Source organism: Staphylococcus auricularis (genome assembly GCF_051172115.1).
GTDB lineage: Bacteria > Bacillota > Bacilli > Staphylococcales > Staphylococcaceae > Staphylococcus > Staphylococcus auricularis_A.
Map to the genome: position 1 here is coordinate 109,913 of NZ_JBPIZN010000001.1, position 18,183 is coordinate 128,095.

General features: G+C 37.4%; 17 protein-coding genes. 12 read left to right on the forward strand and 5 right to left on the reverse strand.

Annotation, left to right across the window (positions count from 1 at the left end):
* Positions 1-169: 169 nt before the first annotated feature.
* The 3 genes from nagE to ACSBRB_RS00625 all read left to right on the forward strand — a co-directional run bounded on the left by nagE (position 170) and on the right by ACSBRB_RS00625 (position 3,279).
* Entirely contained in the window at positions 170-1,660 is a 1,491-nt protein-coding gene (nagE, locus tag ACSBRB_RS00615) for an N-acetylglucosamine-specific PTS transporter subunit IIBC (RefSeq protein ID WP_435031151.1), read from the forward strand.
* 97 nt (positions 1,661-1,757) lie between these two features.
* Positions 1,758-2,879 carry an HAD family hydrolase gene (locus ACSBRB_RS00620; RefSeq protein ID WP_435031152.1) on the forward strand — a complete coding sequence of 374 codons (1,122 nt, stop codon included), beginning with the start codon at positions 1,758-1,760 and terminating at the stop codon, positions 2,877-2,879.
* 142 nt (positions 2,880-3,021) lie between these two features.
* A complete protein-coding gene (locus ACSBRB_RS00625; RefSeq protein ID WP_435031153.1) occupies positions 3,022-3,279 on the forward strand; it encodes a DUF3923 family protein in 258 nt (85 codons plus the stop codon).
* A gap of 268 nt (positions 3,280-3,547) precedes the next feature.
* Here ACSBRB_RS00625 and serA read toward each other — a convergent pair whose 3' ends face one another.
* The 3 genes from serA to ACSBRB_RS00640 form a co-directional block, all read right to left on the reverse strand.
* Positions 3,548-5,143: a phosphoglycerate dehydrogenase gene (gene serA, locus ACSBRB_RS00630; RefSeq protein ID WP_435031154.1), complete on the reverse strand. Its 1,596-nt coding sequence runs from the start codon at positions 5,141-5,143 to the stop codon at positions 3,548-3,550.
* Positions 5,136-6,296, reverse strand: coding sequence for a pyridoxal-phosphate-dependent aminotransferase family protein (locus tag ACSBRB_RS00635; RefSeq protein WP_435031155.1), 1,161 nt, complete (start codon positions 6,294-6,296; stop codon positions 5,136-5,138). The genes serA and ACSBRB_RS00635 overlap by 8 nt, the downstream gene beginning before the upstream one ends.
* Before the next feature lie 165 nt (positions 6,297-6,461).
* Positions 6,462-6,905 carry an SACOL1771 family peroxiredoxin gene (locus ACSBRB_RS00640; RefSeq protein ID WP_435031156.1) on the reverse strand — a complete coding sequence of 148 codons (444 nt, stop codon included), beginning with the start codon at positions 6,903-6,905 and terminating at the stop codon, positions 6,462-6,464.
* A gap of 81 nt (positions 6,906-6,986) precedes the next feature.
* Here ACSBRB_RS00640 and ACSBRB_RS00645 point away from each other — a divergent pair, with 81 nt between their 5' ends.
* The gene (locus tag ACSBRB_RS00645) at positions 6,987-7,733 is read left to right on the forward strand and encodes a glycerophosphodiester phosphodiesterase (protein WP_435031157.1); all 747 of its coding nucleotides are present in this window, start codon (positions 6,987-6,989) and stop codon (positions 7,731-7,733) included.
* A 49-nt stretch (positions 7,734-7,782) separates the two neighbouring features.
* On the opposite strand, the gene rpsD is transcribed toward ACSBRB_RS00645, so the two are convergent.
* Both rpsD and ACSBRB_RS00655 read right to left on the reverse strand, forming a co-directional pair.
* Positions 7,783-8,385 carry a 30S ribosomal protein S4 gene (rpsD, locus tag ACSBRB_RS00650; RefSeq protein ID WP_059107143.1) on the reverse strand — a complete coding sequence of 201 codons (603 nt, stop codon included), beginning with the start codon at positions 8,383-8,385 and terminating at the stop codon, positions 7,783-7,785.
* 271 nt (positions 8,386-8,656) lie between these two features.
* Positions 8,657-9,112 (reverse strand): GAF domain-containing protein, encoded by a 456-nt coding sequence (locus tag ACSBRB_RS00655; RefSeq protein WP_435031158.1) that lies wholly within the window; start codon positions 9,110-9,112, stop codon positions 8,657-8,659.
* 379 nt (positions 9,113-9,491) lie between these two features.
* Here ACSBRB_RS00655 and ezrA point away from each other — a divergent pair, with 379 nt between their 5' ends.
* From ezrA to ACSBRB_RS00695, 8 genes are all read left to right on the forward strand, one after another.
* Complete coding sequence (gene ezrA, locus ACSBRB_RS00660; RefSeq protein ID WP_435031159.1) at positions 9,492-11,192, forward strand: septation ring formation regulator EzrA; 1,701 nt, start codon at positions 9,492-9,494, stop codon at positions 11,190-11,192.
* Positions 11,193-11,427: 235 nt separating this feature from the next.
* Positions 11,428-12,567, forward strand: coding sequence for a cysteine desulfurase family protein (locus ACSBRB_RS00665; RefSeq protein ID WP_435031160.1), 1,140 nt, complete (start codon positions 11,428-11,430; stop codon positions 12,565-12,567).
* Positions 12,564-13,787, forward strand: a complete 1,224-nt coding sequence (gene thiI / locus ACSBRB_RS00670; RefSeq protein ID WP_435031161.1) for a tRNA uracil 4-sulfurtransferase ThiI — start codon at positions 12,564-12,566, stop codon at positions 13,785-13,787. The genes ACSBRB_RS00665 and thiI overlap by 4 nt, the downstream gene beginning before the upstream one ends.
* A gap of 170 nt (positions 13,788-13,957) precedes the next feature.
* Positions 13,958-14,728: a TSUP family transporter gene (locus tag ACSBRB_RS00675; RefSeq protein ID WP_435031162.1), complete on the forward strand. Its 771-nt coding sequence runs from the start codon at positions 13,958-13,960 to the stop codon at positions 14,726-14,728.
* 216 nt (positions 14,729-14,944) lie between these two features.
* Positions 14,945-15,919, forward strand: a complete 975-nt coding sequence (gene sppA / locus ACSBRB_RS00680) for a signal peptide peptidase SppA (RefSeq protein WP_435031163.1) — start codon at positions 14,945-14,947, stop codon at positions 15,917-15,919.
* Positions 15,920-15,928: 9 nt separating this feature from the next.
* Complete coding sequence (locus ACSBRB_RS00685; RefSeq protein WP_435031164.1) at positions 15,929-16,483, forward strand: RDD family protein; 555 nt, start codon at positions 15,929-15,931, stop codon at positions 16,481-16,483.
* A 98-nt stretch (positions 16,484-16,581) separates the two neighbouring features.
* A complete protein-coding gene (gene tpx, locus ACSBRB_RS00690) occupies positions 16,582-17,076 on the forward strand; it encodes a thiol peroxidase (RefSeq protein WP_435031165.1) in 495 nt (164 codons plus the stop codon).
* A 135-nt stretch (positions 17,077-17,211) separates the two neighbouring features.
* The gene (locus ACSBRB_RS00695) at positions 17,212-18,159 is read left to right on the forward strand and encodes a class I SAM-dependent methyltransferase (protein WP_435031166.1); all 948 of its coding nucleotides are present in this window, start codon (positions 17,212-17,214) and stop codon (positions 18,157-18,159) included.
* Positions 18,160-18,183 lie beyond the last annotated feature (24 nt).

An 18,183-nucleotide genomic window follows, 5' to 3' on the forward strand; every position in this document is an offset into this window, starting at 1 on the left:
TTTCAATGTTTTAATCTTCATTTTTAAAAAATCTAGTTAAAAAACTAAAAGATATATTTTACTAAATAAAATATGGTATTATAGAAAAGGTTTGATTTTAACAAAACGCTTACATAATTAAAATAATAGATAAAAATTAAATTTCTACATAAAGAAAAGAGGGAATTATATGTTTGCTTTCTTACAACGGCTAGGTAGATCATTGATGCTGCCTGTTGCGATATTACCTGCTGCCGCAATAATTGTGGGGATCGGTAACGGACTCAATGCATTAAACCTATGGCCGACAGTGGCGGAATTCTTCTCCACTGCAGGGACCACTATTCTAGACCAATTAGGTATTCTATTTGCGATTGGTGTCGCATTAGGAATGGCTAAGAAAAATGATGGGTCTGTAGCCTTAGCAGCGACTTTAGGTTACTTTTTAACTACTGTGGTCTTAGGTCCTGAAAAATTAGCACCGATCATCGGCATGAAACCAGAAAACGTTGATGCCGCTTTTGAACAAATGAATAACGCGAATGTGTTCGTCGGATTGCTAGTCGGATTAATCGCAGCATTTACATACAATAAATTTAGTGAAACTGAATTACCAATGGCGTTGTCATTCTTTAGTGGTAAACGTTTAGTACCGATTATGACGGCGTTCTTTTGTTTATTCTTAATCGTCGTATTACTCTTTGTTTGGCCACCGGTTTACAATGCGATTGTCGCATTTGGTAAATGGATCATTGACTTTGGGGCAGTCGGAGCCTTCTTATATGGCTTCTTCAACCGGTTATTGATTCCTACAGGTCTCCATCACGCACTTAATGCGGTCTTTTGGTTTGATCTTGCAGGTATTAATGACATTGCGAAATTCCAAACAGGTGATGGTGCCATCAAAGGGATTACTGGACGTTATCAAGCTGGTTTCTTCCCAGTCATGATGTTTGGTATACCAGCTGCAGCATTAGCGATGTATCATACTGCAGAATCGAAACAGAAAAAACGCGTGTACGGCTTAATGCTCGCGGGTGCGATATCTGCATTCTTAGTCGGTGTGACTGAACCAATCGAGTTTGCCTTTATGTTTGTTGCACCAGTATTATTTGTGATTCACGCATTATTAACTGGACTCTCGCTCTTCATCGCTGCGCTATTGCGCTGGACAGCAGGATTCTCGTTTAGTGCAGGATTATTAGATGGATTACTGTCATTAATCAATCCAAATGCGAACCATCCTTGGATGTTGTTTGTCCAAGGTATCGTATTCTTCGTCATTTATTATGTCGTTTTCCGCGTAGCGATTAAGTTACTCAACTTAAATACACCGGGACGCGGCACAAACTTATTAGCTGATCCTGTGGAAGATGCAGAGATTACAAATGCTCCAAACAATGAGCAAGGTTCTAAAAGTGTCAGCAAATATCATCAAACAGCGAGCCAAATTTTAGATGGTTTAGGAGGCGAGGAAAACATCACGACACTCACGAATTGTGCAACGAGATTACGGATGGAACTTGACGATAATTCAATCATTGATGAAGAGAAAATTAAATCAGCTGGTGCAGTGGGCGTGACGAAAAGTGGTAAACATAGTACTCAAGTCGTTATCGGCACTCATGTCCAACAAGTGGCTGATGAAATCGAAAAAATGATGGATGATAAAAACGTATAATGTAACGTGCGCAAGTGACGATGGTCATTTGCGCTTTTTTATGAGTCATATTACTATTACGTTAAGTATACTTAATTAGAAAAAAGAGGTGACAACGGTGAAATCTATATTATTTGATGTCGATGGGGTGTTTTTAAGTGAAGCACGATGCTTTGATGTTTCAGCATTAACAGTTTATGAACTATTAATGAGTGAAGATTATTTAGGTTTGAATCCAACAGTGAAATTCGAGTCATTATCAGATGCGGAGATCCAAACGATACGTGCACGTGTTTTTCAAGATGATCAAATTTTAAATCGGTTAAAATCATTAGGATTGAATTCAAATTGGGATATGGTATTTATCATCACAGCGCTACATCTGATACACATATTACAATCATTACCGTACAGTCAGTGGCAAGCTTTGTTAACAGAAGAACCAATCACACCAGAAATGCTACAATCAGTGGGTAAAGCGGCATCTAACTCTCGTTTGGACTTTGAAATGCCTTTACACTTCCTTCAACATGTCTCTCCAGGCAAGATGAATGTCTATCAGGATTTAATTCATTATGCGAGTGAACAATTAAGTGTTGATATGTCTTCACTATTTGAGCTCAAAGGCCCATTATGGCAGTTGACTCAATCCATATATCAAGAATGGTATCTCGGTCATGAATTGTTTGCGGAGGCTGAACATCAAACACCTCGTACGACATTTAAACAAGGTTATATTTATCATGAAACAGTGTTAAAACCCGTCGAAGAACTGCAACAATTGTTAAAGGATTTATCTGAAGCCCACTATCAACTCGCTGTTGCTACAGGTCGCCCGAGAACTGAAACAATCGTACCGTTTGAGACATTAGGATTAAAGAGATTTTTCGATGATGCACATATCGTGACAGCTTCAGAAGTCTTAACCGCTGAATCAAAGTATCCTGAGCTTAAACCTCTTGGTAAACCGAATCCATTTAGTTATTTAGCCACACTAGACGGTAATCACATTGATCAATACCATCATTACGCTACAGACCAATCGGATCGTGTGAATAAAGACGATGTTTTTATCGTTGGGGATTCACTCGCTGATTTATTGAGTGCAAAAACGATTGGAGCTACATTTATAGGTCCATTAACCGGATTAAAAGGGGCTGAGGCAAAAGAAGAATTAGAAGCACATGGTGCAGATTATATCGTGAACGATGTGTGCGACATAAGAGACATATTATTATAAATATCTACTTTAATTCATGGCTAATTTAAAGTAAAAGGACAGCTAAACTAAATTAAAATTCAAGTTCTGATATTATATTTAAAATTTAAATGGATTTATGTTTAAATTAATGTAATAGAAAAACTAAAAAGGGGATATTACAATGAAATTTTCATGGATATTTTGGTGGATATTGAATGCTTTTAGGTTAATTTTGTTTAGTGCTGGTACAATTTTTGTTTGGACAAGAAGTGTTGATGGTGGGGGTGTAACTCAAACTTTTGACGCAAAATTAATTTCTTTTATAGTTTTGTTAGTTGCCTTTATATTTCCATTAATTGTTCAAATTATTTGGATGATTGTCAACATTGTTATAAGCAAAACCGAAAAGAAACAGCTAAGAACCAAAGTCCAAAGTTAATAGCAACCTTTTTTAGTAGTAGAGAGTTTTAACGTTGAATTTATTTTAATTGCTTACGAACTCACTATATTGATTGTAATATTTAGAAATTCTTAATGAGTTTATCAATCAGTTATAATTATTTTGCTAGAAAAATAATTTGATTATCTTTTTGACTTTTTATTTTTAAATTCTTGTTCAGAAGATTATTATTCATTTAAATCATTGAAAAGGTCCCTGCTTAGACATAAAAACTCTAAGCAGGGACCTTTTATATTACAACTTAAGTTTAAGAAGGATTCATATATACGGAGTGTATCGTTTTAAATCCTTGGACTTCATACAATTTTTCGATGATATCTGATTCAACAGCTGAATCGAGTGATAGGATCATGAAAGCATCGCCACCTTTGTCTGCGCGACCCACGTGCATATTACCGATATTGATATCGTGCTCTCCTAAGATCTGGCCTGTTTGTCCAATGATGCCAGGTTGATCGGTATGATGAATGACGAGTTGATAGCGTCCTGGTTTAAAGTCAATCGCATAGTCATTTATACGCACGATTCTTGGTCCATATCCTTTGACGACAGTGGCAGCCAAACTGATCGAATGGTGCTCTGTATAGAGGGTTAATTCAATTGCATTTTGAAAGGGAGTTTGAGTCGCATCTTTTTCAATATTAAATTTCACACCTTGTTCGTTTAACAGAACGAGTGCATTGATTAAGTTAACACGTGTACCTAAATCTTGTTGTAGTACCGTTTTGACAAGTGTTCGTGTAAGGATGCTTGTATCTTCTTCAGCAATCGTACCGCGATACGTTAAATGTAGTTCACGTGGCGCTTCGTCGATGAGTTGCACAGCAAATTGAGCGATGGTTTCACTAATCGAAACGAAAGGTTGTAAGTGCGCATCGATTTCACCGATAGACATTTTAGGTGCATTGACGGCGTTTCGAATCGTTCCTTGTTCAAACAATGCGATGATTTCATGTGATACAGCGTCAGCCACTTTTTCTTCAGCTTCTACTGTAGATGCCCCTAGATGTGGAGTCACGATGACTTTGTCATGTTTTGTGAGTGGAGAAGCGGTGGCAGGTTCATTTTCAAAAACATCGATCGCTGCTCGAGCGATGAGCGCTTCATCTAGTGCTTGTACTAAATCTTGTTCGTTAATGATACCTCCACGTGCTACATTAATAATCTGCAAAGTTGGTTTTGCGTGTTCGAAAAATGGATAATCTATGATTCCTCTTGTTTTAGCGGTTAAAGGTGTATGCACAGTGACAAAGTCTGCCTCTCGTGCGATTTCAGCCATAGTACTTCTTTCGATACCTAATTCCTGCGCTTTTTCCTCAGATAAATATGGATCGTGCGCTAAAATATGCATGCCGAAACTTTGTGCGCGTTTGGCGACACCTAACCCAATCCGTCCTGTACCGATAATACCTAACGTTTTGTTATACAGTTCTGTCCCTTTAAATGCTTTTCTGTTCCATTCACCCGATTGTAATGAATGGTGTGCTTTAGGGATATGTCGCGCCATGGATAGTAACATCGCCATTGAGTGTTCGGTTGCTGAAATGGTATTACCTTCAGGCGCATTAATCACGATGATGCCGTGTTTCGTCGCTTCATCAAGATCGATATTATCTACACCGACGCCCGCTCGTGCGATGACTTTAAGCTTTGTAGCTGCTTGGATGATTGCAGCAGTGACTTGTGTTTGGCTTCTGACGATTAATCCTTCATATTCTGGGATTGTTTCGATGAGTTCTGCTTCAGTTAACTGTGTATGAATCTCTACTTCAAACTGCTCGTGCTGAAGTAATGGAGATAGACCTTCTGTTGATACTGCATCTGCGACTAATATTTTATACATGTTGACTTAATACCTCCATAAAGGCTATTGTGCCTTTACCTATATAATTGGTTTTTCTATGATCGGAGAGGATGATTTCTAGAGCTGCGACTGCTTGTAAAATGTCGAACGGCGTCACTTGTCCTAAGTGGCCTAAACGTAATATTTTGCCTTTTAACTGACCTTGACCACCTGCAATGACAATGTTGAAACGTGAATCAAGTTCATATTTAATCGTAGCGAGCTCTTCAGCATTTTTCGGTATAAAAGCAGTCACGGTAGGGGAAGCATCTTCTTCTACGACGAGTAATTCTAAATCTAAGGCGATCAGCGCTTGGCGCAAGCAATCTCTGACAAGATAGTGACGTTTAATTACTTCTTCAAAGCCTTCATCTTGAATCATTGATGCATAGGCGAGAATACCTTGGAAGAGTGAGATGTTAGGTGTGAATGGTGTAAAGTGGTCATTGAGTGAAGAAATATAACGATTTAAATAAAGGTAAAAACTCGGAGTTTGTACATTTTCAAATCGTTGTAAAGCACGATCGTTATAAGCTACGAAGGCAAGACCAGGCGGTAACATCAGTGCTTTTTGGCTACCTGAGACAAGAACATCAATGTTATCTCGTGACATATTCGCATCCACGGCACCAATACTACTGACGCCATCTACGATAAAATAAATATTTTTATCATATTGATGGAGCGCATGTCCGAGTTGATGAATAGGATGTAGTACTGCGGTAGAGATTTCACAATATTGGCAAAATACTGCTTTGATAGATACGCTTAAAGCGTCGATAAAGGCTAGTAAATCGTCGACATCAACAGCTTCTCCCCATGTCACGTCGTAAATATGTGCGTTCTTGTAATACGTTTCTGCGATTTGTTTGAAACGATAACCAAATGCACCAGAAACGACGACAACAAAGTGGTCTTCTGCTTCAACCGTGTTTAACATTGCTGCTTCTAATACACTCGTTCCACTTGAAGTGAGTATGAGTACAGGATGTTCAGTGCCGAATACAGGCATGAGTGCACGTGAGGCTTCATCGGCGAGGGTTTCAAATTCAGCGGTACGATGCCCAATCATGGGTTGTTGCATCGCTTGTAAGATCGGTTGCGGTACTGGCGTGGGTCCAGGGGTTAATAAATATCTATGGTTCAAACTCATGTTTAACCATCTCCCAATGTTATAATTTTTATATTATAACTAATTTTCTGAAACTAATAAAGTGCTAAGGACGTCTTTTTATAAAATAAGCTACTTTTCAATGAACTCATATCTATGATTATCCCCGAAACGGTACATTTCGTCTCGAGGATGAGTATAGATAGATTAGTTTTGAAGCGATGGTTCGATATTCACCTCTACATTACCACGGATGGCATTTGAAATCATACAGTTACGATCTGCCAATTGTAATAATTTTGAAAGTTTATCTTTTAATTTTGGTACTTGATCTTCATCAATTTGAATTTCTGGATAATGTGTAATCTCCACCATTTTAAATTTACCTTTATCCAATGAGGCGCGACCTATAGAATGTTGAGTGATTTGGATATCATTAAATCCAGAGCGTTCTAAAACTGCAGCGAGTGAAATGATATAACACGTAGAAGCTGCTGCGACGAGCATTTCGTCTGGATTCGTACCCACGCCTTGTCCACCTAATCCAGATGGAATGGAAATCTGTTCGTCTAAAACGTCTCCATTGAGTTGACCGACTGATTCTCGACCACCTTGCCACTGTGTCGTTACTTTAAAATCGTGTTGAGCCATAAATTTTTTCCCTCCTTGAAAGAGATATGATAAGTTAAGTTTAGTTAATAGCGATGAAGAAATAAAGGGAGAAGGTGCAGCATGTCTAAAAATTATACGGTGATTGCACATCGAGGGTTATCAGTGCGTTATCCTGAAAATACGATGCCTGCTTTTCGAGCGGCGATTGAGTTAGGGATAGAGCGTGTAGAAATCGATTTACATATGACAATAGATCATCAACTCGTCGTGATGCATGATGATAGTGTTAACCGTACATCTAATGGTTCCGGAAAAATAAAAGATTTTACACTAGAAGAATTAAAGCAATTAGATGTAGGCGCATGGAAGAATCAACGTTTTGAAGGTGAACGTATACCTACGTTTGAAGCAGTGTTGGAACTCTTTAAACATAGACCTGAAGCATTACTCATAGAGTTAAAAAAGCCAAGACAATATCCAGGTATAGAAAAAGCGGTGTTAGCAGCGTTAGATCACTTTAGTTATCAGCGTAATCAAGCGATCATTCAATCATTTGATATCAAAAGTATGCAATTGATGGCTGCATGTCAACAAACGTATCCGATAGGGGTATTAATCAGTAAAAAGTTGTTTTGGAATCGACAACCTCGTTTTAAAGACATTGCGAACTTTGCAGATTATGTGAATCCAAACTATGAATTGGTGACGCATTCATTTGTGTCACGTGCTCATGCTGAAGGGTTAACAGTCTATCCTTACACGGTGAATTCGCCTGAAGATGAAATGAGATTACGTGAAGTCGGTGTCGATGGGGTAATTAGTGACGTGCCAGAACAGCTTGATTCATGGAGTCATATTGAAGCATAAAAAAACACCAACATATCGCAATGATATGTTGGTGAGGAAGTGAAACACATTATCTTGAGTAGTACTCAACGATAAGTTGTTCATTGATTTCAGCTGGTAATTCACTACGTTCTGGCATACGGATGAATTTACCTTGTAAGTTATCAGCATCGAATTCTAAGTATTCAGGAACATAGTTACTGATTTCTACTGATTCTTTGATAATATCAAGGTTTTGTGATTTTTCACGTACTGAAATTGTTTGACCAGGTTTTAATGAGTAAGATGGGATGTCTACACGTTTGCCATCTACTTCGATGTGACCGTGGTTAACTAATTGACGTGCTTGACGACGTGTACGTGCTAAACCTAATGAATAAACAACAGCATCTAAACGAGTTGCAAGTAATGCCATGAAGTTTTCACCATGAACACCGCCTTGTTTACCTGCTTCTTCGAATGTGTTGCGGAATTGTCTTTCAGTTACGCCATATAAATAACGTAATTTTTGTTTTTCACGTAATTGTAAACCATACTCAGATAATTTTTTACGTTGGTTAGGTCCATGTTGACCTGGTGCGTAAGGGCGTTTTTCTAATTCTTTACCAGTGCCGCTTAAAGAAATGCCTAAGCGACGTGATTTTTTCCAGCTTGAGCCTCTAAATGTTGCCATAGATAAGCTCCTCCTTTTCTTTTTCTTGTTATGAAAAAACAAAAAAGAGGGTTGTATGCTTACATTGGATATGTTGTTTTGTGTGTCCTCGCCTCATAGCAATGGTTACACGGCACGTCCGCATCGGGAACAACATAGCGCCAATGAATATACAACAGCTATTTTCGTTTATTCACACAAAGTACATTGTACTGTTATTTCCGTTATGTGTCAATGCATTTTTGCATTTAAATATTGAAGAAGATTTAGAATGAAATAATCATGATTTACTTTAACGATTCAATTGCGCTTCGAGTATAGCAACAACGGTTTCTAAACCTTGCTTATCAGTTTCATTAAACCGATTTTTAACAGGGGCATCGATATCTAATACACCGATGATTTCATTATGTTGGTGGATAGGAATCACGATTTCAGATTGACTGTTGGCATCACAAGCAATGTGTCCAGGGAATTGATGCACATCTTTAACGACCTGCGTCTCATTTTGACTTGCTGCAGTGCCACATACGCCACTACCTAATGCTATATGCATACATGCTGGGTGACCCTGGAACGGTCCGAGGATTAACTCACCATTATCGACTAGATAAAACCCAACCCAATTTACTTCATCTAAATTATCATTAATGAGTGCAGAAGCGTTGCTCAATATTGTGATTAAATTTGTTTCATCTTCAATTAAACTTTTAAGCTGTTTTTGTAGTAAATTATAATTTGTCTCCATAGACGATACCTCTTCTCATTTTTTGTTCATTATATAGAGTGTATCCGACTGAAGCAATCAAAATTGTTCATATTAAAGCAGTATAAAAGATCACTAGAATGGGTATGATGAATAATAAGTGTCAATGTTTTGTTGTGAAGTTGAACTGTAGTTTTGTGAAGTTGAACATGTTTTACATAAACAGAGTTGTCCACGTCACACTCCTAATACATGAATACAATGTTCACTTATGAGCATCCCTATTTATAAGTATATTTGAGTAGCGTAAGAAAATTCATCACAGAAAGAGAAATATTCATAATAATTAAATCATTTTCTATTTAAATAAAAGGGTGATTTACGTTATAATGAGGGATGATAAACTAGGAGGAGAGAATTTATGGTACTGTATATTATTTTAGCAATTATTATCATTATATTAATTGCTGTGGGTGTATTATTTTATATGCGCTCGAATAAGAGCCAAATCATAGAAAAAGCAGAGACACGTAAAACAGAAGTAGCCCAACTACCGTATGAAGATAGCGTGTCCCGTCTGTCTGAATTAGAACTTACTGGTGAAATCCAAGAAAAACATGATCAATTTAAACAATTGACATTAGAAAGTGAAACACAATACTTAGCTCCTGTAGAGGAAAAACTTCATGATGCTGAAACATATTTAGACAAATTCAAATTCTCTCAAGCACAGTCAGAGGTTGATGAGGCTCACGAATTAATGGATAAATATGAAGCAAATTATCGCCAGATTAATGAAGAGATTGATGAAATCTTAACAATTAATCAAAATAGCGATCAACTCTACGAACAATCCAAAACACAATACCGTGAAATGAAACGCGATGTGTTAGCGAACCGTCATCAGTATGGGGAAGCGGCAGAACCACTTGAAGAAGAAATTGATGGTTTAGAACCTGAGCTAGAACAATATGAATCACTTAAAGAAGAAGGAAATTACTTAGAAGCACATGAACATATCAAAAATCTTAAAAACGATATGACTTATTTAAGAAAAGATATGTCAGAAATTCCTTCTCTAATCAAAGAAGCTCAAAAAGAATTACCGGGTCAATTCCAAGATTTAAAATATGGATGCAGAGACTTGAAAGTTGAAGGCTATGATTTAGATCACGTTAAAATCGACAGCACATTACAAACCTTGAAGACAGACTTAAGCTTCGTTGAACCGATGATCAGTCGATTAGAACTCGATGAAGCGGACAGTAAACTCAATAGCATCAACGATCGTTTAGATGAAATGTATGACCTTATCGAACATGAAGTCAACGCTAAAAATACAGTAGAAGAAACAAAAGAAACAATTACGGATAATCTCTTCAGAGCGAAAGAAATGAATTATACGCTACAAACTGAAATTGATTATGTACGTGAAAACTATTACATCGATGAAAATGATTTACAAAACGTACGTCAATTTGAAAATGAAATTCAAAATCTCATCTCTGTATACGATGAAATACTGAAAGAAACGGCTAAATCAGCGGTGCGTTATAGCGAGGTTGAAGATAATCTCGAATACATTAAAGAGCATGTTGATGTCATTAATGATAAACAAGAAAAATTACAAAATCATCTCATCCAATTACGTGAAGATGAATCTGAAGCAGAAGACAGCTTATTACGTATTCAAAGTAAAAAAGAAGAAGTTTATCGTAAATTGTTAGGTTCTAATCTACCGAGCGTACCTGAACGCTTTATCATCATGAAAAATGAAATTGATTATGAAGTGAGAGAAATCAACAAGAAATTTGATGTACGTCCGCTTCATGTCCAACAATTAAAAGATAAAGTGTCTAAAGCAGTCGTTCAAATGAATAAATTTGAAGAGGAAGCAACGGATGTATTAGTCAATGCAGCTTATGCTGAAAAACTCATCCAATATGGTAACCGTTACCGCAAAGATTATTCTTCAGTAGATAAAAGTTTAAACGAAGCTGAACGTCTATTTAAAAATAATCGTTATAAACGTTCAATTGAAATTGCCGAACAAGCATTGGAAAACGTTGAACCTGGTGTGACAAAAGATATTGAGGCACAAGTAACAGAATCACAATCATAAAACAGCGAGAATATCGTTAGTAATAGTTAAAGCCTTCTCAGGTTTCACAGTTGAATGGAACCTTGAGAAGGCGTTTTTTTTTTTACGATTTTATCACTTTGTCAGTTTGCCCCTTTTGTTTCGGGAGGCATATAGCGTATAATACTATATTGTCTATAAATCAGAATATAGAAATAAGCACGCGTGAGCGATTCACCGTATGTTATGATTAAACGGAATAGAAGAGGTGAGTTAAGTGATATATTTAGACAACGCAGCGACAACGAAACCTAACCACTCTGTGTTAGAAACGTTTATTAAAGCAAACGAAGCTGTGTATTTTAACCCAAACAGTCCTCACAAAGCAGGGTTACAAGGTGAGCAATTATTACAACGCGCTAAAAACCAAATTACGGAGCTATTCGATATCACTTCAGAATTTGATTTAATTTTCACTAGTGGGGCCACTGAATCTAATAATTTAGCTATTAAAGGCATCGCATATAAAAAGAAAGAAGTAGCGGATGAAATTATCACATCGGTATTAGAACATCCTTCTGTGCTAGAAGTTGTGCGATCACTCGAAGATGAAGGCTTTACTGTTAAATATGTTAACGTGACCGAAGATGGACGCATTGATACTGACCATCTCGCATCATTAATGACAGACTGCGTGGGACTTGTGACATGTATGCATGTGAATAATATTATGGGTCAAGTTCAACCTGTAGAAAAAGTCTCTGAGATCGTCCAACAATATCCAAAAGCACATTTGCACGTAGATGCCGTACAAGCGATTGGGAAAGTACCGCTTTACTTTAATCATGTCGATAGTTTGAGTCTCAGCGGACATAAATTCCATGGTTTGAAAGGTCAAGGTTTATTATTTGTACGTAATTTACATCAATTGACACCGATCATTCATGGCGGGGGCCAAGAATATGGCTTAAGAAGCGGTACAGTGAATCTTCCGATGAATGTGGCGGTAGTTAAAGCGTTAAAACACGCTGTCCAAGATACAGAAACGACAAATGAAAAATTAGCTTATTTTAACCAAAGTTTACGTGAATTTATTCAACAATATCCTGGTGTTTACATCAATTCACCGAAAGATGCTGCGCCGCATATTTTAAATATCAGCTTTCGAGGGGTCAAAGGTGAAGTGCTCGTCAATGCATTTTCAAAATACGATATTATGATATCAACAACGAGCGCATGTGCTTCTAAGAAAGCAACACTTAATGAGGTTTTACTTGCCATGAATGTGGATAAAACACGAATTGAAGGTAGTATTAGAATTTCTATGAGTAGTGAAACTTCAGAAGAGGATATAGAAGCATTCAAAACTCAATTCGAAAATGTTTATGAAGAAGTTAAGGAGTTGTTAGTAAAATGATATATGATCATATCCTTGTGCGATATGGTGAATTGACATTAAAAGGTGCGAACCGAAAAACGTTCGTCAGTCAATTACGATCTAATACAAAAAAAGCACTTATGCCGTTACAAGGGTATAAAGTGAATGCCAATCGCGACAGAATGTATATTGAGCTCGAACAAGATGCACCCCTTGATGAAATGCTTGATCGTTTATCAGGTGTCTTCGGCATTCGTTCAATCAGCCCAGTACTAAAAATTGATAAAACACTCGAAGCTGCAAACCAACAAGCGATTGCATTTGCGCAAAATTATGCGCAAGGCGATTCATTTAAAATTGAAGTGAAACGCTCTGATAAACAATTCCCAATGGAAACCTTTGAACTGCAACGCGATATTGGGGAAGCGGTATTAAAAAATACTTCCGGTATTCACGTAGATGTGAAACATCCTGATCATACGATTAAGGTTGAGGTGCGACTCGATGCCATTTATGTGTACGATCAAATTATCGAAGGTGCAGGTGGTTTACCTGTGGGCACAGGTGGTAAGACGTTGCTTATGCTTTCTGGCGGTATCGATTCACCGGTTGCTGGCATGGAAGTCATGCGTCGCGGTGTCACAGTAGAGGCAATTCATTTTCACAGTCCACCATTTACAAGTGATAAAGCGAAAGAGAAAGTCATTGAACTGACGCGTATTTTAGCTAGTCGTGTCGGTACAATTAAATTACACATTGTGCCGTTTACGGAATTACAAAAACAAGTAAACAAGGTCGTTCATGAACGTTATACGATGACTTCTACACGTCGCATGATGATGCGTGTGGCGGATAAACTCGTCCATCGCATTGGTGCAGATGCGATTGTGAATGGTGAAAACCTCGGTCAAGTTGCGAGTCAGACACTAAAAAGTATGTATGCGATTAATCATGTGACATCAACGCCTGTGTTACGACCATTATTGACATTAGATAAAGAAGAAATTGTGAAAAAAGCGAAAGCGATTGGCACGTACGAAACCTCTATTCAACCATTTGAAGATTGCTGTACGATCTTCACACCGAAAAATCCGGTGACTGAACCTAACTTTGAAAAGGTTGAACAATATGAAAGTGGTTATGATTTTGAAGAAATGATTGAACGTGCAGTGGACGGTGTGGAAACACTCACAATTACGAAAGATTATCAAAGTGACAAAGATCGCGAAACAGATGCATTAGCAGACGATCTTTTTTAATCTTGCTTAGAAAGACAATCATATTGAGATAAATAGAAGCATGTAAACATCAGATGCCAACATATCGGTTCGCTCTCTGACGATATGTTGGCTTGTTTTATATCGACGGTATGAATTATCGAAAAGTTTGATCAACATGAACGGTTTAAACAGAAAGGGTGGATGGGAATATGGAATGGGATTTGACTTTAATATTGATTGTCATAGCGTTTGGCTTTTTAGCTGCGTTTATCGATGCGGTGGTAGGAGGTGGCGGTCTCATTTCTATTCCTGCCCTGTTATCGATAGGCTTGCCACCAGCAGTTGCATTAGGAACCAATAAACTAGCAAGTTCGTTTGGCTCACTCACAAGTGCACTACGTTTCTTAAGAGCTGGACATGTAGATATCAAAATCGTCTTACGCCTTGTACCTCTTATATTTATATTATCAATAGGGGGTGCAACTTTAGCGACGATGTTACCGTCTCAACTGTTAAAACCTATCGTAATCGTTGTCTTAACGCTTGTACTCATTTATACGTTATTTAAAAAAGAGTGGGGAAATGTACGTACGTTTCAACGTCTTACGATTGTAAAGGCAGTCATTTTTGCTGCACTACTGGGATTAATCGGTTTTTATGATGGCTTTTTAGGTGGTGGAACAGGTTCGTTTATGCTGTTTGTCCTTTTGATGTTTGGTTTTGACTTTCTTAGTGCAGCAGGGAATGCCAAGGTTCTAAACTTCGCCTCTAATATTGGAGCGCTATTACTATTTATGGTTTTAGGACAAGTGGACTACCTATATGGCCTTGTAATGGCTGCAAGTATGGTAGTAGGTTCATTCGTAGGTGCGCAATTTGCGATCAGTAAAGGCGTCGGTTATGTAAAAGCCTTGTTTGTTATCGTGACGTTGTTATTGATTATAAAAAATACATATGACTATGTGATGCAGATGCTTTAAAGGGAATGACATCTATATAAGCTGGAACTCAAATTGTGGTTCAATCCACGTTTGAGTTTTTATTTAGTAAAAGTGTAAAACGCTTACATGGATATTTCATATGTCTTCAGATAAAAGAGTTCGGTATATTATATTTTTTTAATAGATGGTATACAGTGGTTTATCAATTGTGTTTAAATAAGGACAACAAAGCAAATTTCCAGAAGAGGTGAGTTTATGTCGAACAAGAGAATCATAGCCCTTGTGTTAGCAGTTGTGATAGTCATCGGTGGCATTGTGATGAGTTCTATTTCTGCAATCGTCTCGAATGCGATTACAGAAGCAGATACATATATGTATGGGGAAGTACCAGAAAAAGAAGGAGATCCAACGCAACGTATTGCCCATCTTTCATTAGAGGGAGAAATCGTCGAGGGAGGCGGCGGTTTCATGGGCGATGGCTATAATCATACAGAATTTCTAGAACAACTTGATAATGTGAAAAATGATGAGACGGTTAAAGGGGTGTTATTAACGGTCGATACGCCAGGAGGTAGTACATACGCAAGTGATGAAATCTACCAAAAGATCAAAGAAATTAAGCATAAAGGCAAAAAGATTTATGTACAGATGAAAACAATGGCCGCTTCAGGTGGTTACTATATTTCAGCACCTGCAGATAAAATATACGCTGGACCACAAACAACCACAGGTTCAATCGGTGTCATCATGAGTAATACGGATTACACTGGCTTACAAGAAAAATTAGGCATTAAAGAAAATGTGTTTAAATCCGGTGAACATGAAGATATATTAAGTAGTTCAAGAAAGATGACACAAGAAGAGAGAAACATCATGCAGTCAATTATTGATGATAGTTTTGATCGCTTTGTGAATATCGTAAAAGATGGCCGAAATATGAATGAGAAAAAGGTACGCGAACTCGCTGACGGTAGAGTTTATACTGCACAGCAAGCGAAATCTAATGGTCTAATTGATGAAATAGGCTATGAAGATGATGTCATTAAAGGATTAAGTAAAGAGATTAAAGTAGAACAACCAGAAGTATTTGAATACGATGCTTCAGGCAGTTTCTTCACACTATTTAATGTAAAATCTACTGTGCAGGGTCTTAAAGCAGATGTTAAAGCAATTAAAAGCGTCATCACGAACGACACCCAAGCGAAACCCATGTACCTTTATGAAGGATAGGTGATTGAGATGGTAGAAATTTATAATGGTGAGCAATATATTCAGCAACCAGCGGAAACACTTGCATCAAACCGTGAAGATTCGAAACAAGCACAGCTCAACCATGATGCCTTAGCTAAACAATTGTATGCAGGGTTTGGTATTCGATTATTGAGTTATCTCATTGACATTTTGGTGCTCTTTGGCATTAAAAGTATCATTCTAACACCCATTTATCATTTTACGCACATTGATGAGGCAGAGATATTCATTCCATATCTAGGTGTAGATCACATCTTAGATGCACTCGTTTTCTATTTATATTTTGTATTAATGACGAAATACTTTAAACAAACACTAGGGAAAATGATTTGCAATATTCGAGTTGAACGCATAGATCGCCAACGGTTAACATGGTCTGATGTCTTATTTAGAGAATGGATTGGCAGAATTATTAGTGGCCTATTTTTAAATTTACCTTATCTAGTGATCGCCTTTACTCAAAAACACAGAGGTATACATGACTATGTTGCGGATACGGTTGTGATCAGAAATAAATTAGAACATCTTTTCTATATGAAGTAATGTCATGTCGCATGAAGTGTCATGAGTTTAAAATCAAGGGCCCACCATGTATAATACAACTGTATTAAGCATCAAGTATAAAATGGAGGCATCACATTATGACTGAAATTACATTTAAGAACGATCCAATGACATTGGCAGGAAATGAGGTCGAAGAGGGACAACAAGCACCTGATTTCACTGTATTAGATAACGATTTAAATGAGGTATCATTATCAGATTATAAAGGTAAGAAAAAATTAATTAGCGTCGTACCTTCTATAGACACATGGGTTTGCGACCAACAAACACGTCAATTTAATGAACAAGCAGCTGAAGAAGACGGTGTCGTACTTACGATTTCTGTCGACCTACCATTTGCTCAAAAAAGATGGTGCGCTTCAAGTGGTTTAGATAACGTCATCACATTGAGCGATCATCGTGATTTATCATTTGGTAAAGCATATGGTGTTGTGATGGAAGACTTAAGATTGCTTGCACGTTCAGTATTTGTAGTTGATGCAAATGATCAAATCGTCTACAAACAAATCGTAGCTGAAGGTACAGATTTCCCTGATTTTGAATCTGCACTTTCTGCTTATCGCAATGCATAATTGAATTAAAGATCATTTCACGTATAGTCAGTATTTTTGACAATATATTAGTGACTGTCCATAATTATTTAGGCAATTGGTATAAGGAAACCTCAACCTAACGATTATGGACAGTTTTTTAGAAAGGAACGTTACATGGCACAAGAACAAACGATAATGGAACAGTTATTTAAAGTTTTAGAGGATAAAGCTAAAACTTTACATGAAGAAAATGGGCAAAGTTTAATTGAGAACCTTGGTCTTGCGATGGAAGATGTTTATCGCAACCAACGTGATTTACTTGAACAAGCAACGATGCAAGACAGAAGAAAAGCATTTCAGTTTGCTTATTTGAGCATTTTACAACAAGAAGAAGTGCAGGCGAATCATCAGATTACACCTGATTCTATCGGATTAATCTTAGGCTTTTTAGTGAAACAATTTGTCGGAGATCCAGAATCTCTCCAAGTCGCTGATATTGCGAGTGGGGCAGGCCATCTCAGTGCAACAATCCACGAGATTATTACAGATACAACGTTAATGCACCACCTTGTCGAAGTAGACCCTGTGCTTTCTCGCGTCAGTGTACATTTAGCAAACTTCTTAGAAATCCCATTTGATGTTTATCCTCAAGATGCGATTCAACCGTTACCTTTTGAGGATGCAGATGTCGTGATCGGTGACTTACCTATTGGCTACTATCCATTAGATGAACGTAGCCATGAAATGAACCTCGGATTTGATGAAGGTCATAGTTATGCACATTATTTATTAATTGAACAAGCACTTGATGCATTGAAACCATCTGGTTATGCATTTTTAATCGTGCCAAGTAATATTTTTGAAGGAGAACATGTGAAACAGTTGCAAAATTATATTGCTACAGAAGCTGAAATGCAAGCCTTCTTAAATTTACCAACAACCTTATTTAAAAACGAAAAAGCGCGTAAATCGATTTTAATTTTACAACGTAAAGAACCGAAAGTTACTAAACCTGTGGAAGTTTTACTCGCAAATATTCCAGACTTTAAAAACCCACAACAATTCCAAGCATTCTTACAAGATTTAAACCAATGGATCGACACAAATCATCCAAAAAATTAAACTGTAACACTCTTGAAATCGCTC

Bases quoted from the DNA above. Each gene is read 5' to 3' on its own strand.
- sppA (WP_435031163.1), top strand. From the start codon at position 14,945: ATGTCGAACAAGAGAATCATAGCCCTTGTGTTAGCAGTTGTGATAGTC.
- thiI (WP_435031161.1), top strand. From the start codon at position 12,564: ATGATATATGATCATATCCTTGTGCGATATGGTGAATTGACATTAAAA.
- nagE (WP_435031151.1), top strand. From the start codon at position 170: ATGTTTGCTTTCTTACAACGGCTAGGTAGATCATTGATGCTGCCTGTT.
- rpsD (WP_059107143.1), bottom strand. From the start codon at position 8,385: ATGGCAACATTTAGAGGCTCAAGCTGGAAAAAATCACGTCGCTTAGGC.
- ACSBRB_RS00635 (WP_435031155.1), bottom strand. From the start codon at position 6,296: ATGAGTTTGAACCATAGATATTTATTAACCCCTGGACCCACGCCAGTA.
- ACSBRB_RS00625 (WP_435031153.1), top strand. From the start codon at position 3,022: ATGAAATTTTCATGGATATTTTGGTGGATATTGAATGCTTTTAGGTTA.
- tpx (WP_435031165.1), top strand. From the start codon at position 16,582: ATGACTGAAATTACATTTAAGAACGATCCAATGACATTGGCAGGAAAT.
- ACSBRB_RS00675 (WP_435031162.1), top strand. From the start codon at position 13,958: ATGGAATGGGATTTGACTTTAATATTGATTGTCATAGCGTTTGGCTTT.
- ACSBRB_RS00695 (WP_435031166.1), top strand. From the start codon at position 17,212: ATGGCACAAGAACAAACGATAATGGAACAGTTATTTAAAGTTTTAGAG.
- ACSBRB_RS00685 (WP_435031164.1), top strand. From the start codon at position 15,929: ATGGTAGAAATTTATAATGGTGAGCAATATATTCAGCAACCAGCGGAA.
- ezrA (WP_435031159.1), top strand. From the start codon at position 9,492: ATGGTACTGTATATTATTTTAGCAATTATTATCATTATATTAATTGCT.
- ACSBRB_RS00640 (WP_435031156.1), bottom strand. From the start codon at position 6,905: ATGGCTCAACACGATTTTAAAGTAACGACACAGTGGCAAGGTGGTCGA.
- serA (WP_435031154.1), bottom strand. From the start codon at position 5,143: ATGTATAAAATATTAGTCGCAGATGCAGTATCAACAGAAGGTCTATCT.
- ACSBRB_RS00645 (WP_435031157.1), top strand. From the start codon at position 6,987: ATGTCTAAAAATTATACGGTGATTGCACATCGAGGGTTATCAGTGCGT.
- ACSBRB_RS00655 (WP_435031158.1), bottom strand. From the start codon at position 9,112: ATGGAGACAAATTATAATTTACTACAAAAACAGCTTAAAAGTTTAATT.